The sequence below is a fragment of the Variovorax sp. PCZ-1 genome (genome assembly GCF_018413605.1).
GTDB lineage: Bacteria > Pseudomonadota > Gammaproteobacteria > Burkholderiales > Burkholderiaceae_C > JANMDU01.
Window position 1 is genome coordinate 572,105 of sequence record NZ_JAHCDN010000002.1, and the last position, 16,064, is coordinate 588,168.

Annotated in this window: 15 protein-coding genes; all 15 read left to right on the plus strand. The window is 54.7% G+C overall.

Features of this window, described 5'->3' with window-relative positions; genetic code table 11:
- The first annotated feature begins 77 nt into the window (after positions 1 to 77).
- The gene (locus tag KIH26_RS12865) at positions 78 to 2,018 is read left to right on the plus strand and encodes an astroprincin family protein (protein WP_213445800.1); all 1,941 of its coding nucleotides are present in this window, start codon (positions 78 to 80) and stop codon (positions 2,016 to 2,018) included.
- Between the two features lie 280 nt (positions 2,019 to 2,298).
- Positions 2,299 to 2,724, plus strand: coding sequence for a nucleoside-diphosphate kinase (gene ndk / locus KIH26_RS12870; RefSeq protein ID WP_213445802.1), 426 nt, complete (start codon positions 2,299 to 2,301; stop codon positions 2,722 to 2,724).
- Positions 2,725 to 2,813: 89 nt separating this feature from the next.
- The gene (gene rlmN / locus KIH26_RS12875; protein WP_213445804.1) at positions 2,814 to 3,929 is read left to right on the plus strand and encodes a dual-specificity RNA methyltransferase RlmN; all 1,116 of its coding nucleotides are present in this window, start codon (positions 2,814 to 2,816) and stop codon (positions 3,927 to 3,929) included.
- 56 nt (positions 3,930 to 3,985) lie between these two features.
- Positions 3,986 to 4,792: a type IV pilus biogenesis/stability protein PilW gene (gene pilW, locus KIH26_RS12880; protein ID WP_249661190.1), complete on the plus strand. Its 807-nt coding sequence runs from the start codon at positions 3,986 to 3,988 to the stop codon at positions 4,790 to 4,792.
- Positions 4,785 to 5,744 carry a helix-turn-helix domain-containing protein gene (locus KIH26_RS12885; protein WP_213445808.1) on the plus strand — a complete coding sequence of 320 codons (960 nt, stop codon included), beginning with the start codon at positions 4,785 to 4,787 and terminating at the stop codon, positions 5,742 to 5,744. The genes pilW and KIH26_RS12885 overlap by 8 nt, the downstream gene beginning before the upstream one ends.
- A 15-nt stretch (positions 5,745 to 5,759) precedes the next feature.
- The gene (ispG, locus tag KIH26_RS12890; RefSeq protein WP_213445810.1) at positions 5,760 to 7,028 is read left to right on the plus strand and encodes a flavodoxin-dependent (E)-4-hydroxy-3-methylbut-2-enyl-diphosphate synthase; all 1,269 of its coding nucleotides are present in this window, start codon (positions 5,760 to 5,762) and stop codon (positions 7,026 to 7,028) included.
- A 58-nt stretch (positions 7,029 to 7,086) separates the two neighbouring features.
- Positions 7,087 to 8,370 carry a histidine--tRNA ligase gene (hisS, locus tag KIH26_RS12895; protein ID WP_213445812.1) on the plus strand — a complete coding sequence of 428 codons (1,284 nt, stop codon included), beginning with the start codon at positions 7,087 to 7,089 and terminating at the stop codon, positions 8,368 to 8,370.
- Between the two features lie 173 nt (positions 8,371 to 8,543).
- Positions 8,544 to 9,269, plus strand: a complete 726-nt coding sequence (locus tag KIH26_RS12900; protein WP_213445814.1) for a YfgM family protein — start codon at positions 8,544 to 8,546, stop codon at positions 9,267 to 9,269.
- Positions 9,270 to 9,303: 34 nt separating this feature from the next.
- A complete protein-coding gene (gene bamB / locus KIH26_RS12905; RefSeq protein ID WP_213445816.1) occupies positions 9,304 to 10,476 on the plus strand; it encodes an outer membrane protein assembly factor BamB in 1,173 nt (390 codons plus the stop codon).
- A gap of 20 nt (positions 10,477 to 10,496) precedes the next feature.
- On the plus strand, positions 10,497 to 11,831 hold the full coding sequence (gene der, locus KIH26_RS12910) for a ribosome biogenesis GTPase Der (protein WP_213445817.1): 1,335 nt from the start codon (positions 10,497 to 10,499) through the stop codon (positions 11,829 to 11,831).
- A gap of 147 nt (positions 11,832 to 11,978) precedes the next feature.
- Positions 11,979 to 12,242 (plus strand): RNA chaperone Hfq, encoded by a 264-nt coding sequence (gene hfq, locus KIH26_RS12915; protein ID WP_213445819.1) that lies wholly within the window; start codon positions 11,979 to 11,981, stop codon positions 12,240 to 12,242.
- A gap of 59 nt (positions 12,243 to 12,301) precedes the next feature.
- Positions 12,302 to 13,387 carry a GTPase HflX gene (gene hflX / locus KIH26_RS12920; RefSeq protein ID WP_213445821.1) on the plus strand — a complete coding sequence of 362 codons (1,086 nt, stop codon included), beginning with the start codon at positions 12,302 to 12,304 and terminating at the stop codon, positions 13,385 to 13,387.
- Positions 13,388 to 13,474: 87 nt separating this feature from the next.
- Positions 13,475 to 14,866 carry an FtsH protease activity modulator HflK gene (hflK, locus tag KIH26_RS12925; protein ID WP_213446064.1) on the plus strand — a complete coding sequence of 464 codons (1,392 nt, stop codon included), beginning with the start codon at positions 13,475 to 13,477 and terminating at the stop codon, positions 14,864 to 14,866.
- Between the two features lie 17 nt (positions 14,867 to 14,883).
- Complete coding sequence (gene hflC / locus KIH26_RS12930) at positions 14,884 to 15,795, plus strand: protease modulator HflC (protein ID WP_213445822.1); 912 nt, start codon at positions 14,884 to 14,886, stop codon at positions 15,793 to 15,795.
- Positions 15,796 to 15,819: 24 nt separating this feature from the next.
- On the plus strand, positions 15,820 to 16,002 hold the full coding sequence (locus KIH26_RS12935; protein ID WP_213445823.1) for a DUF2065 domain-containing protein: 183 nt from the start codon (positions 15,820 to 15,822) through the stop codon (positions 16,000 to 16,002).
- Positions 16,003 to 16,064 lie beyond the last annotated feature (62 nt).

Here is a 16,064-nt window from a genome sequence, read left to right on the forward strand (position 1 = left end):
GGAAAAATAGCTAAAGAATTTTTCAGGGAGTGTTTATGTTAAATGTATCAAATGTGCTGAAAAAAGCACTAATCCTAGTGCCTGCCTTCGTGTTGGCGGCATGTGGCGGAGGAGGAGGGGGAGGAGGAGCCACTGACTCTCAGCTTGAAACCAGGCTTACGGGGCAAGTCATCAGCGAATCATCTGCACCCATCAGCGGTGTTTCTTTGCAAGCAGGCGGCCAAACGGTTGTAACCGGAGCAGACGGGAAATTCTCGATCACGATGCCCAACGCCGACACCGAGACTGTGGTGCTGGCCAAGAAAAGCGAATTCGCCACCAATGCCAAGCAGGTGTTCATCGTGTCGGGCAAAACCTCCGATCTGACGCTAAAAATGTTTGCGCACCAAGTCAATACCTCCTTCGCTGTAGGTTCAGGCATTGACACTGCTGTGAGCGGTGCTCGCGTGCAGATCCCTGCTAACGCGATCAAAACCTCCTCAGGCGCAGCCTACACGGGCACAGTCACGATTCGCTCTAGCTATTTCAGCCCAGAGTCACTCGCTGGCGAGCAGGCTTTTCAGCAGCCTTATGCGGGTATCACTGCACCAGGCGGCACCCAAGTTGGTTTGATCAGTGTTGGTGTGATTGAAGTCAAGCTCACCGATGCCAACGGCAATCTGCTGCAGCTTGATGCCAGCAAGCCAGCGACTTTGACTTACCCTGCCACTTCTGTGGCTGGTGGCACAGATACCGTGCCGCTGTGGTACTACGACGAAAGCGCGAAAATTTGGGTACGCGAAGGCCAAGTCAGCAAGCAAGCTAACGGTACTTATCAAGGCACTGTGACTCATTTCACCGTTTGGAATGCAGACATTCAAGTGACCAATCCAGCCACTATCAAAGGCTGCTTCCGAGATACCCAGGGCAATGCAGTCCGAAATGGTTATGCCCGAGTCCGCGGCGCTGGATGGGCTGTTGGGGGCTCAACTGGGGCAGACGGTAACTTCGAAGTGCGTAATGCGCCCCCTGGCCGGGCACTGGAGGTTTTTGGCGTGTACCCGCAAACACCGGCAGTTGCCATAGCGCCTTTGACGGCTGGCGAAGTACGCCAGCTCGCTTGCGTCGTGGTCACGGCACCCACGGGCACATTATCAGTCACGCCATCAACGAGCACGTTTACGACAACGTTCACATCGACAACGAATCCCACAACCTCGACAACAGCGAGCTTTGCGGGTACGTACACAGGAAACTACTCTGGTGCAGAGCAAGGCACATTCAGCGTTGTCATCAGCGCTTCGGGCAGTGTGACAGGGCAAGCCTTCTCTCAGACTTTCCAGCAAACTTTCCCAGTGACTGGCAGCGTAGGCAGCAACGGCCAAGTCTTACTCACTGCAAGCGGGCAAGCGGGTTCGTCCAATTTCAGTGGCAGCATCTCCGCGAACGGAGTCGTCTCTGGAAATTGGAATTACGTGGGCACAAACACAGGGGGTACTTTCAGTGGCCAACGGCAGATGTCCGCTGGAAATACCACATTACTGTCACAGTATGTAGGAACATGGCGCACCACTTGCGAGGCGTTGAGTCAAGGCTCAACTGATGAGTTGTTCACCATAGCTACGCCTTCGAGCACAGGATCAGAATTAAGGGACACCATACGCTACTACAGCTCCACAAATTGCACTGGAAACCCTGTAGCCACGATTGCAGGGAGTGCAGTCATTGCCTCAAATGGGACCAAAGTAGTTGCTGCGCAAACAGTTGTCAAAGTTGACATTACGTTTGCTGCAGGTGCACCTGCCTTTACTGGTTCTGCATCACTTAACACTGCACAATCTAGTATTGACATCACAATTAATGGTGTGCTGGTCGAGTCTTTGTCGGTTTCGCAAAATGCAGAAACTCAGAAAGATATTTATTCGCAACCTGGTACTGGAAGCACTTTTATTGTGGGTGCAAGAGGTGGACCGGCTACTCTGGACGCAGAGCTCTATCCAATATCGCTTGATACTGCGAGTATCGCTACCAGACAATAACATTTGACTGTGGCTGCAAGGTTTCAGCGCTAGCAATTGGCAAGCCCATGCTTGGCGAGCGCTGGTTTTGTTGATAAAGACTTTGTTGCGGTTCTTTTGATAGAAATGTATGAGGCTGCAGTGGTGGTCGGATCAAAAAGCTAGCGGAGAGAATCAAGAGTGAACTAAGAGTCTTGCGAGCACCAATCTGGGCTAAAATCGTAGGCTTTGCTGAAATTCGGGTTATCCCGCGGTTTCACCCACGTTTTCCTCAAAAACTTTGACTCACTGAAAGAACATCATGGCTATCGAACGCACTCTCTCCATCATCAAGCCCGACGCAGTTGCCAAGAACGTGATCGGCCAGATCTACGCTCGTTTTGAAGCCGCTGGCCTCAAAGTGATCGCAGCCAAGATGGTGCACCTGTCTCGCGGTGAAGCCGAGCAGTTTTATGGCGTGCACAAAGCTCGCCCATTCTTCAACGACCTCGTGAACTTCATGATCTCCGGCCCCGTGATGATCCAAGCTCTCGAAGGCGAAGGCGCAATTTTGAAAAACCGTGACCTGATGGGCGCAACTGACCCAAAGAAAGCCGCTCCTGGCACGATCCGCGCTGACTTCGCTGACAGCATCGACGCCAACGCTGTGCACGGCTCTGATGCGCCTGAGACGGCAGCGGTGGAAATCGCTTTCTTCTTCCCCAGCATGAATGTTTACTCACGCTAAGCCTTCAGGCTTCATAAACTGCGTCACTATTAATTCAATAGCACTCTGCGCAGTTTCCTAGCCAGCAAAACACTGAAAAGACCTCAAAAATGACGGTCAACCTGCTTGATTACGATCTTGACGGGTTGACCGTTTTCTGCGAAGGCTTGGGCGAAAAAGCTTTTCGCGCGAAGCAGCTTTACCGCTGGATTCATCAAAAAGGCGCGAGTGATTTTGCGCAGATGAGTGATTTGGCGAAATCCTTGCGCGAGAAGCTCACCGGCATTGCGCATGTCTCGCCTCTGAAAGTGCTCACGGAGCAAAAATCTTCTGACGGCACGATCAAATGGCTCTTCGATGTGGGCAACGGCGATGCGGTGGAGGCTGTGTTTATCCCCGAAGATGATCGCAACACGCTTTGCATCTCTTCGCAAGCGGGTTGCGCTGTAGGCTGCCGCTTTTGCTCCACGGGGCATCAAGGTTTTTCCCGTAATCTCACCACTGGCGAAATCATCGCCCAGCTTTGGTTTGCCGAGCACACGATTCGAAAAGTGAAGGGCACTGAAGATCGCGTGATTTCCAACGTCGTGATGATGGGCATGGGCGAGCCGCTGCAAAACTACGCCGCACTCGTGCCCGCGCTGCGCACGATGCTCTCGGATCATGGTTATGGCCTTTCGCGTCGCCGCGTCACGGTATCTACTTCCGGCGTTGTGCCCATGATCGACAAGCTCGCGCAAGATTGCCCCGTGGCTTTGGCGGTGTCGCTTCATGCGCCCACGGATGTGCTGCGCGATGATCTCGTGCCTCTAAATCGCAAATATCCTTTGAAGGAATTGCTGGAAGCCTGCGAACGCTATCTGCAAGCCGCGCCACGCGATTTCATCACCATGGAATATTGCATGCTCCAAGGCGTGAATGATTCTCCAGAGCAGGCCAAGCAGCTCGCACAGTTGGTGAAAAACGTCAAATTACCGGTCAAATTCAATCTGATTCCCTTCAATCCCTTCCCGCAGAGCGGTTTGCTGTGTTCCGCTCCGAAAGTTGTAGCAGAATTTGCGAAAATCCTGCAAGATGCGGGGATTGTCACCACCGTGCGCAAAACGCGCGGCGATGATATCGACGCCGCTTGCGGCCAGCTCGCAGGGGATGTGCAAGACCGCACAGCGGCCTCAGAGCGCATGGCCAAGCGGCGTGTGGTGATGATGCAAAAGCAAAGCGCTTGAGGCCTTAGGCCAAAAGCGGGAGACAAATGGAGTACAGATTGATGAACACGAGTCCGATGTCATGGCGATTCATAGGCTTGTTGGCTCTGCTGGCCAGCGGCTTGCTGGCAGGCTGCGCCAACACGGGCGAGGGCGCCAGAAGCGGTGGCAATCCGGTCGACAACGTTGTGACCAGCTCCGATGAGCCCGAAGGCCGCAAGCGCGCCCGCACGCGGCTTGAGCTGGCGGCAGGCTATTTCAGTGAAGGCAAAACCACAGTGGCTCTGGATGAGATCAAGCTGTCTTTGCAAGCCGATCCGAATTACGGCGAAGCCTTCAATATGCGTGGCTTGATCTATCAGCGCTTGGGTGATAACCGCCAGGCCGAAGACAGCTACCGCCGCGCCTTGCAGCTCAATCCGCGCGATGCCGACACCATGCACAACTACGCATGGATGATGTGCCAAATGCGTCGTTACGACGAATCGATTGCGATGTTCACCCAGGCCAATGCCGTGCCTTTGTATGGCGGCCAATCCAAAACCTACATGACACGCGGCATCTGCGAGCTGTCTTCAGGTAAACCAGATTTGGCTGAGCGCAGTTTTGCGCGCTCCTATGAGCTCGATGCGACGAATCCAATTTCTGGCTACAACTTGGCCAATCTGCTTTTCCTGCGCAATGAGTTGCAGCGCGCTCAGTTTTATGCGCGTCGCCTCAACAACAGCGATTTATCCAATGCCGAAACGCTTTGGTTGGGTATCAAGATTGAGCGCAAAATGAACAATACGGATGTGGTGCAACAGCTGTCTACTCAGCTGCGTCGCCGCTATCCGCAGTCAAAAGAATTATCGTCGTTGGACCGAGGGGCATTTGATGAGTGAAGAGGAGTTGCCGATCCGTTTTGCGGATACGGCGCAGGCAGCTTTGGATGCCAATAAAACCGCGGGGCAATTGCTGCGCGAGGCGCGTGAAGCGCATGGTTTGCATGTGGCAGCGCTAGCGGTCTCGCTCAAAGTGCCTGTGAAAAAACTCGAGGCGCTGGAAGCAGATCGCTTGGAAGAATTGCCCGATGCGGTGTTTGTGCGCGCTCTGGCCTCCAGTGTGTGCCGTGCGCTCAAGATCAATCCTACGCCGGTGCTAGAGAAGTTGCCACAGCTCAACACCAAAGTGCTGGATCAAACGGGTAGCGGTGTGAATGTAGCCTTTCGTACCCGTGCTGATGGACCAGCGCCTTCGATGCTGGCCAATCTGAATAAGCCGGTGATGTTTGGCGTGTTAGCCATTTTGCTGGCAGCCATCGTGATCATGCTGTTGCCAGATTTCACATCTCGCACCGCAACGAAGGCCAATGCGAGCGCTTCTTCAGCCCAGACCAATGGCTCAGGTGTGTCGATGGGCAACACTGTGAATGTGCCCTCAGTACCCGTCGGTACGACCAGTGATGCCACCACCAATATCATCAGCCCAAGTGCAGAGGTGGCGACACCAACGCTTAGCGCGACGCCTGCGCTCTCCACCCCCAGTGTGAGCAGCCCGACCTTGACCCTCACTGCCCCTACAGCCAGTGCTGTGCCCGTGCCATCTGATAGTGTGGTGGTCTTCACGGCCACTGGTGAGAGCTGGGTTGAGGTGAAAGATTCTGGAGGCAAGATCATCTTGCAGCGAACTTTGCAAAACGGCGAGAAAGCTGGGGCCGGGCCATCTTTAGGCAAGCTACCTTACTCTGTGATCGTGGGGCGCGCCAATCTCACGCAAGTCACTGTGCGCGACAAGGCTTTTGACCTTGCGCCTGTCTCCAGCAAAGATGCTGTGGCACGATTCCAAGTGAAATAAATTCTGGGTGGTTTGATGACTGAGCCTTGCCTGATTCCTGAAGCAGTTCCTGCCCCCCGCCGCAGCTTGCAAGCGCGCATCGTGTGGGGCAAGCGCGTCGTCACCGTCGGCGGCGATGCGCCTGTGCGCGTGCAGAGCATGACGAACACCGACACCGAAGACGCGATTGCCACGGCGATTCAGGTGAAGGAATTGGCCTTGGCAGGCAGCGAAGTCGTGCGCATCACGGTCAACACGCCTGAAGCCGCGAAGCAAGTGCCCTACATCCGCGAGCAGCTCGATCGCATGGGCATTGATGTCCCCTTGGTTGGTGATTTTCATTACAACGGCCATCGCTTGCTGACTGACGAGCCAGCCTGCGCAGAAGCCTTGAGCAAATACCGCATCAACCCCGGCAACGTGGGCAAAGGCGATAAAAAAGACCGCCAATTCGGCCAAATGATCGAAGCCGCATTGAAGTGGAACAAGCCCGTTCGCATCGGCGTGAACTGGGGCAGCCTCGATCAAGATTTGCTCGCCAATTTGATGGACATCAACAGCCAGCGCCCCACGCCGTGGGATGCGAAGCAGGTGATGTATGAAGCGCTGATCACATCGGCCACCGAATCTGCCGATCTCGCCGTGAAAATGGGCATGGCTGCGAACCAAGTGCTGCTCAGCTGCAAAGTCTCGGGTGTGCAAGATTTGATCTCGGTCTACCGCGAGCTTGCCAAACGCTGCAATTACCCGCTGCACCTTGGTTTGACGGAAGCTGGCATGGGCACCAAAGGCACAGTCGCCTCCGCAGTCGCCATGGGCATCTTGCTGCAAGAAGGCATTGGCGACACCATCCGCGTCAGCCTCACGCCGCAACCGGGCGAGAGCCGCACGCAAGAAGTCGTTATCGCGTCTGAAATTTTGCAATCGCTGGGCCTCAGAAGATTCGTCCCCAGCGTCACCGCCTGCCCAGGTTGCGGCCGCACCACCAGCACCACCTTCCAAGAGCTCGCTAAGCAGATCGATGATTATTTGCGCATGCAAATGCCGATTTGGAAAACCAAATACCCCGGCGTGGAACATCTCAAAGTAGCGGTCATGGGCTGCATCGTCAATGGCCCTGGCGAGAGCAAACACGCCGACATCGGCATCAGCCTGCCCGGCACCGGCGAGTCACCCGCTGCACCTGTTTTCATCGACGGCCAAAAAGCTTTGACCTTGCGCGGCGATAACATCGTGCAAGAGTTTCATAAGCTGGTCGATGACTATATTGAGAAGCGATTTGGACGCGTTGCCGAAACGGTCTAGAATTTAAGCCAAATCGGCTGATCGCCGGCATAGAACCTGCGCGAAGCGCTATCAAAATATGAGTGAAAAACTGGTTGCCATCAAAGGCATGAACGATATTCTCCCGCCGGATTCGGCGCGTTGGGAATGGTTGGAAGACAAGGTGCGCAGCCTGATGGCGCGTTATGCCTATCGCAATATCCGCACGCCGATTGTGGAGCCGACGCCGCTGTTTGTGCGGGGCTTAGGCGAGGTGACGGATATTGTTGAGAAGGAGATGTATTCCTTCGAAGACAAACTGAATGGCGACAAGCTCACCTTGCGGCCTGAAAACACTGCGGGCGTGGTGCGCGCGGTGGCTGAGCATTCGATGCTGTATGAGGGCGGCAAGCGCCTGTATTACATGGGACCGATGTTTCGCCACGAGCGGCCTCAGCGTGGGCGTTATCGGCAGTTTCACCAGATTGGCGCGGAGGCTTTGGGCTTTTCGGGCGCGGAGGTGGATGCGGAGCTGATTTTGCTGGCGGATCAGTTGTGGAAAGAATTGGGCATCAAGGATGTGCGGCTGGAGCTCAATAGCCTCGGTCAGCCTGAAGAGCGAAAAGCGCATCGGGCGGCTTTGATCGCTTATCTGGAGCAGCATACGGACGTGATGGACGAAGAGGCCAAGCGCCGCTTGCACAGCAATCCGCTGCGGATTTTGGACACGAAAAATCCTGCGATGCAGGCGATGGTGAATGCAGCGCCGAATCTGATGGATTACTTGGGCGAAGCATCTTTAGCGCATTTCCGCCAAGTTAAAGCTATTTTGACGGCAAATAACGTCAATTTCACGATCAATTCGCGTTTGGTGCGTGGGATGGATTATTACAACCTCACGGTTTTTGAGTTCGCCTCGGCTGGGCCAGGAGGTTTGGCGATCTGTGGCGGTGGGCGCTACGACTATTTGATCGAGATGATTGGCGGTAAGGCGGCGCCTGCTGTGGGTTGGGGAATCGGTATGGAGCGGGTGCTGGCGCTCTTGGAAGAGCAGGGTGTGACTGTGCCTCAGCCTGTGCCGGATGCGTATGCCGTGATTCCTGATGCGGCGGCGTTGCCAGTGGCTTATTCATGCATACAAGCCTTGCGTGCGAGCGGCGCGAGTGTGCAAATGCATGCGCCAGCGAACTCGGCTGAGGGCATGGGCAGTTTCAAGAGCCAATTCAAGAAGGCCGATGGCTCGGGCGCGAAGTTTGCCCTGATCTTTGGCGGCGATGAGCTGGCTGCGGGCAAAGTGGCTGTGAAGCCGCTGCGCGAGGGCGGTGGTGAGCAGCAATTGATTGCTCTGTCAGATATCGGAGCACTTGTTACGGCTCTTCGCTGATGGGCGCTCCTGCGGCCGTTCTACCCAAGAAGAAACCTCAAAAAAGCATCAAAATCAGCCAATAGCCGGCATAAAACCTGCGCAGACAGCTATAAAAAATATAGCGTCAGTAAAGCCCAGAAGACATGCCGCGACCCTCTACAATCTAGGGTTGGTTAAAACTGTACTTAGCAATGAAACATCTCGATCTCGAAGAACAAGAGCAGCTTGACAGGCTCAAGGCATTTTGGAAGCAATTTGGCAACGTCATCAGTGGCGTGCTGATCCTTGTGTTTGGTTCGATTGCGGCTTACAACGGCTACCAGTGGTGGCAGCGCGATAAAGCCGCGCAGGCTTCCGCCATGTATGACGAAGTCGAGCGCTCGGTGCAAGGCGGTGATCCAGCCAAGATCAGCCGTGCGTTCACCGACATGAAAGAACGTTTCGCGGGTACCACTTATGCCGCTCAGGCCGGTTTGCTCACCGCGAAAGCGCTGTATGACAAAGGCCAAGCAACTGAAGCCAAAGCGCCACTCGAGTGGGTCGCGACCAGTGCAGCCGATGAAAGCTACCGCGCGATTGCCAAGCTTCGCCTCTCTTCCCTTTTGTTTGAAAGCAAAGCCTACGACGATGCACTCAAGCAGCTCGATGGTTTGCCCAAAGAATTTGAAGCACTTGCCGCTGACCGGCGTGGCGATATCTTGTTGGCGCAAGGCAAGCGCGATGAAGCCAAAGCAGCTTTTGAAAAGGCGCACAAAGCGATGGACGAGCGCAGCGAATACCGTCGCTTGATCGAAGTCAAACTCAATGCACTGGGCGTTGATGTCAGCACGAAAACTGCTGCCAACACACCTGCCACACCAGATGCTGCGCCGGTGGCCACGCCCGTTGCTGCGCCTGCTTCTGCTGCATCTAAGTAAAGCTCTCGCTCGCCCGCTCAACGAAAGCTCAAAAATGTCATTGTCCATCTCAATTTTGAAGCCTTTTAAGCCGTTCGCCGGCATAGAATCTGCGCGTAGTGCTATACTATTAGTAGCGTCTGCCGTGCTGCTTTCAGCCTGTTCAGGTGGTAGCAAACGCCCTGAACCAGCGCCTTTGGCGGCGAATGTGCCCTTGATCGGTGTGAAGCAAGCTTGGGCAAACCGCATTGGTGAAGTGCCCGCTGGTGCTTCGCCCTTTGTTGCTGGCAATACCATCGTTGTCGCCTCAGCAGATGGCACGGTGGCTGCGATTGATGCAAGCAATGGGCGTGATATCTGGCGTGCTAGTGCGGGTGCAGCTGCGGTCACCGGTGCAGGGACAGATGGCAAGCTGGCGGCCGTTGTGACGCGAGACAATGAAGTGGTGGCTCTAGAAGCAGGCAAGCAGCTGTGGAAAGCCAAGCTGCCAGCGCAGGCCTTCACAGCGCCTTTTGTTGCCGGCGCGCGCGTTTTTGTGCTCTTGGCTGACCGCTCTGTGCATGCCTTTGATGGCGCAAGCGGTAAAAAACTCTGGGCTAATCAGCGCAGCAACACCGAGCCTCTGGTGCTGTCCAAAGCTGGCACGATACTCGCCGTGGGCGATACCTTGGTCGTTGGCCAAGGCGGGCGATTGGTCGGCATCAATCCTGGGAATGGAAGTGTCCGCTGGGAAGCGCCGATTGCTTCGCCGCGTGGCACCAACGATATTGAGCGTTTGGTGGATCTCGTGGGGTCGACCTCTCGCATCGGTGACGTCGTCTGCGCGCGCGCTTATCAAGCTGCGGTTGGCTGTGTGAATGCCTCGCGCGGCACACTCCTGTGGAATAAGCCTGCCAATGGCGCAGAGGGCATTCACGGCGATAGCAGCTTGGTCGTGGGCTCAGAAGCCGACGGTAAGCTGATCGCGTGGCGCAGAGCTGATGGCCAGCAAGCATGGCAAACCGAGCGCTTGGCGTTTCGTACTTTGAGCGCTCCCTTGATGGTTGGCCGCTCCGTGGTGGTGGGTGATAACAATGGCAATCTTCACATGCTCTCGCGTGAAGACGGCTCGCCGCTGAACCGCCTCACCACGGATGGCAGTGCCATCATCGGCAACCCCGTTTTGGCGGGTGATTCTCTCGTCGCTGTCACCAAATCTGGCGGAGTCTTTGGCTTCCGTCCGGAATAAGAACTTTTTAAGGCGCGCCTATGAAACCCGTGGTGGCCTTGGTTGGCAGACCCAACGTCGGTAAATCGACCCTCTTCAATCGCTTCACCAAGAGCCGTGATGCCATCGTGGCTGATTACGCGGGCTTAACGCGTGATCGGCATTACGGCAATGCAAAATTAGGCAAACGCGAATACATCGTGATCGACACCGGCGGCTTTGAGCCGACCGCTGAGACCGGCATCATCAAAGAGATGGCCAAGCAAACCCGCCAAGCTGTGGCGGAGTGCGATGTGGTGATTTTTGTGGTGGATGCGCGCGCGGGCGTTTCCGCGCAAGACCACGATATTGCGAAGTATTTGCGCAAATTAGGTAAGCCCACCATCCTCGCAGCCAACAAAGCCGAGGGTATGACGGAAGGCGTGCAGCTTGCCGAATTCTTCGAGCTGGGCCTGGGCGAAGTGCGCGCTGTCTCTGCGGCGCATGGCCAAAACGTACGCTCGCTGATTGAAGAAGCGCTGGATAAGCTCAATCTTCCTGAAGAGGAAGAAGTTGAAGAAACCGATCCCGATGTGGTGAAGCTTGCCGTTGCAGGTCGACCCAACGTTGGCAAATCGACGCTGATCAATACCTGGCTGGGCGAAGAGCGCTTGGTCGCTTTCGATATGCCCGGTACCACGCGCGATGCGATTTCTGTGCCTTTTGAAAAAGGTGGGCAGAAGTTTGAGCTGATCGATACAGCAGGTCTTCGCCGCAAAGGCAAAGTGTTTGAAGCGATTGAAAAATTCTCAGTCGTCAAAACCTTGCAAGCGATTGAAAGCGCGCATGTGGTCTTGCTGTTGATTGATGCCAAAGAAGGTATCAGCGATCAAGATGCACACATCGCTGGCTATTGCGTGGAAGCGGGCAGGGCGCTCGTTCTCGCGGTCAACAAATGGGATGCGATTGACAGCTATGAGCGTGAGCTGCTCACCCGCTCCATTGAAACCCGCCTCGCATTTTTGAAATTTGCTGAGATTCATATGATCTCGGCTATCAAGCGCCAAGGCCTCGCGCCAGTGTGGAAATCGATTGCGCATGCTTTCCAATCGAGCTTTCGCAAAATGCCTACGCCGCAGCTCACGCGGATCTTGTTGCAAGCCATCGAAGAGCAGGCGCCGCGCCGAGATGGTCATCGTCGCCCCAAGCCACGCTATGCGCATCAAGGCGGACAAAACCCTCCTATTGTCGTGGTGCATGGCAATATGCTGGAGCACATCACCGATGCATGGCGTCGCTACTTGGAAGGCCGTATTCGCAAAGCCTTTGATCTCGTGGGCACCCCACTTCGCATTGAATTCCGTTCGCAAGACAATCCGTTTGATGAGAAGAAGTAAGTCTATTTCCGTATAGACACTATTCTTAAAAATGAATGTCAAGAAAAATTTAGGTTTTTAACCTGTGGTGACATTGAACTTTTGCTTTTAGGCCACACTCTGTGTTATCGTCACAGTTCCAATAACAACTGGAACACGGAGAATATCGTGAGCAATAACAAAGGCCAACTCTTGCAAGACCCGTTCTTGAACCAACTTCGTCGCGAGCATGTGCCCGTGTCGATTTATCTGGTCAACGGCATCAAACTGCAAGGCCAAATCGAATCTTTTGACCAATACGTCGTGTTGCTTCGCAACACAGTGACGCAGATGGTCTACAAACATGCCATTTCTACGATCGTGCCAGGTCGTGCAGTGCATTTCAGCACGGGTGAAGATGGCGAGTCAGCGCCCGCTGCGCCTGCGCAATAAAACTCCCCAGCTTGGGATTTCAGAGCGAAAGTATTGAGCCCCCAACAAGCAGCAATAAAGTGCTGCTTGTTGGCGTGGACTTTCACGCTCCGCATTTCGATGTGGAGTTGGAAGAGCTTGGGCTTCTTGCTGAGACAGCAGGCTTAAACCCTGTTGCACGCCTGACCTGCAAGCGTCAGGCGCCCGATGCTGCTTTGTTTGTAGGCACGGGCAAGGCTGATGAAATCAAAGAGTTAGCCGAGCAGCATGGCGCGAGCGAAGTCTTGTTTGACCAAGCCATCAGCCCAGCGCAGCAGCGGAATCTGGAGCGCCGTATTGGCATGCCAGTCAATGACCGCACGCTCTTGATTTTGGAAATCTTCGCCCAGCGTGCTCGCTCGCATGAAGGCAAGCTGCAAGTGGAACTGGCCAAACTGCAATACCAATCCACCCGCCTCGTGCGCCGCTGGAGCCACCTCGAGCGCCAACGCGGTGGTATCGGCGGCCGTGGTGGCCCTGGCGAGACGCAGATGGAGCTGGATAAGCGCATGATCAACGATGCCATCAAGCGCACCAAAGCGCGGTTGGAGACGGTGAAAAAGCAGCGCAATACGCAGCGCAGACAGAGAGCGAATGCGCAGCATTTTGGCATCGCCTTGGTGGGCTACACCAATGCTGGTAAATCCACGCTGTTTAACAAACTCACTAAAGCGCGTGTTTATGCCGCTGATCAACTCTTCGCCACGCTTGATCCCACCACGCGCAGCGTGTATCTCGGAGATGCTCAGCAATCGGTGAGCCTGTCAGACACGGTAGGCTTCATCCGCGATTTACCACATGGCTTGATTGATGCTTTTGAGGCCACTTTGCAGGAAGCAGCCAATGCTCAACTGTTGATGCATGTGATCGATAGCGCAAACCCGAACTTCATCGAGCAAATCAAGGAAGTGCAGCATGTGCTGGGCGAAATTGATGCCCTAGAGATTCCGCAGCTGTTGGTTTTCAACAAGCTGGATGCCCTCGCGCCCGAGCAGCGCCCGCAAAAACTACATGACCATTACGAAGTGGATGGCCAAAGCATTGAGCGTGTCTTTGTTAGCGCTCAAAGTGGCGAAGGCATGGAAATTTTGCGGTCAATTTTGGCGCAACGTACCGCTGCCGCTTGACAGTCTATGATTACACCCCATATGTTGCCCATGCCTACCCTCTCTCTACGAGCCATCTCGCTCAATCTAGCCCGCATGTTTTCCCGTATGTTCAATTTGAACGACGGGAAATGGGGGCGTTCGGACTCCCCTTCACCAGCGCCTACCGATGGCAATGAGTCACCACCACCTAGCGCGCCAGCGCCTGCACCAGCACCGTCTCCGGCGCCTGGTCAAGGCGGTGGCTCAGGTGGTGGAAACAGTGGCGGCCCCAATCAAGGCCCGCCTGATTTAGACGAACTCTGGCGCGATTTCAATCGAAAGCTCGGCGGCCTCTTCGGTGGTAACAAACAAGCCCCTCGCGGCGGCGAGCCCAATTGGAACCGCCACAACAACAATGGTGGCGGAAACAACAACGGCAACGGCGGGGGTGGTAACTACCAGCCGGACATGAAATCCGCCGGCATCGGCGCTGGCTTGATCGGCATCATTGCCTTGCTGATCTGGTTGGGCACAGGCTTCTTCATCGTGCAAGAGGGGCAGCAAGCCGTGATCACGCGCTTCGGCGCTTTGAATCGCACGGTGGACGCAGGCTTTAATTGGCGCGCACCTTATCCGTTTGAGCGGCATGAAACCGTGTCGTTCACCCAAGTGCGTTCCGTGGAAGTTGGGCGAAACAGTGTTGGTGCGGCTACTGGCATCAAAGAATCTTCTATGCTCACCAAAGATGAAAACATCGTTGATGTGCGCTTCACGATTCAATACAACCTGAAAAGCTCTTCGCAATTCCTCTTCGAAAACCGTGGTCCTGATGATGCTGTGATCAAGGCGGCTGAGTCTGCTGTGCGTGAAGTGGTGGGCCGCTTTAACTTGGATGACATCCTAGGCCGTAACAGTGAAGTGCTGCAACAAGACGTGCTGCGCTCCGTTCAGCAGCAGATGGATCGCCTGCAAACGGGTATCAGCGTGCAAAACGTGAATATTCAAAACGTGCAAGCGCCAGAGCAAGTGCAGGCTGCATTTGATGATGCCCTCAAAGCTGGTCAAGACCGTGATCGTCTGAAAAACGAAGGCCAAGCCTATGCTAACAACGTGATCCCCAGCGCGCGCGGTACAGCTTCGCGCCTGAAGGAAGAATCAGAAGGTTACAAAGCGCGTGTGATCGCGCAGGCCGATGGTGATGCACAGCGTTTCCGCGCCGTGTACAACGAATACGCCAAAGCGCCGCAAGTCACGCGTGATCGCATGTATCTGGATACCATGCAGCAGATCTACAGCAACACCACCAAGATTTTGGTGGATTCTCGCCAAGGCAACAACTTGCTTTATTTGCCTTTGGACAAAATCATGCAAATGAGTAATTCTTCTAGCGAGATTACTGTGCTACCCGGCGCGAATGCTGCGCCAGCTGCTCCTAATACTGTAGCACCTAATCCATCCTCCGCCACACCCGCAGCGCCAGCAAACGCGCGCACCGGCCGCGAGCGCGACAGCCGCTGATCAGGGAGAAAATAATCATGAACAAAATTGGATTTGTAATCTCTGGCTTCTTGGTGGTGCTGGCTATTTTGGCCTCCACGCTATTTGTTGTCGATCAGCGCCAGTTTGGCGTGCTCTACTCATTTGGTCAGATCAAAGAAGTGATCACCGAGCCTGGCCTGCGCTGGAAGCTGCCTCAGCCTTTTCAAAATGTGGTCTTCCTTGATCGCCGTATCTTGACTTTGGATAGCCCCGAAACTGGTGCTCTGCAAACGGCTGAGAAGAAGAATCTGGTGGTCGATTGGCTGCTGAAATGGCGTATTTCTGACCCACGCCAGTTCATCCGCACCTTTTCCACTGCTACCAGCCTCACAGCTGCAGAAAACCGTCTGACATCAGTGGTTCAGGACGCGCTCAAAAACGAGATCAACTCTCGCACCGTACGCGATATCCTGTCCACAGAGCGCGACAAGGTGATGTCGGGTGTGCAAAAACGCTTGATTGAGGATGCTAAAAATTTCGGCATTGAGATCGTGGATGTACGTATCAAGCGTGTGGACTTCCCAGGATCAGTGACAGAATCCGTCTTCCAACGTATGCAATCTGAGCGCCGCCAAGTGGCCAACGAACTGCGCTCGACCGGCGCTGCTGAAGCCGAAAAAATTCGTGCTGATGCAGATCGCCAGCGCGAAGTGATCGTGGCTGAAGCCTACCGTGATGCGCAAAAGATCAAAGGTGAAGGCGATGCCAAAGCAGCAGCGCTCTACAGTGATGCTTTCGGCCGTGATGCGCAATTTGCGCAGTTCTATCGCAGCTTGGAAGCCTACAAAGCCAGTTTTGCGAAGAAGAGTGATGTGATGGTGCTCGATCCATCCAATGATTTCTTCCGCACGATGCGCAATGGTGGATCTGGTGGGCAGGGCGGTAGCGCTGCGCCTGCGAAGAAATAAATCAGCCCTGATGCAGAGCCGGGCATGGACAGTTTTTTCACCGCCCTGGCTCTGGTCTTAATCATCGAAGGCTTGTTACCTTTCCTCTCACCCAAAGGCTGGCGTGGTGTTTTTGAGAAGGTGCTTCAGCTCTCAGATGGGCAGATCCGCTTTTATGGTCTTGCCAGCATGGCGGTGGGTTTGGTGTTGTTACTGATACTAGGCTGAAATCGGGTGGTTTTGCGAATCCCTGCAGCCGGTGTAACATTGACGGTCTAATAACTCAGTAG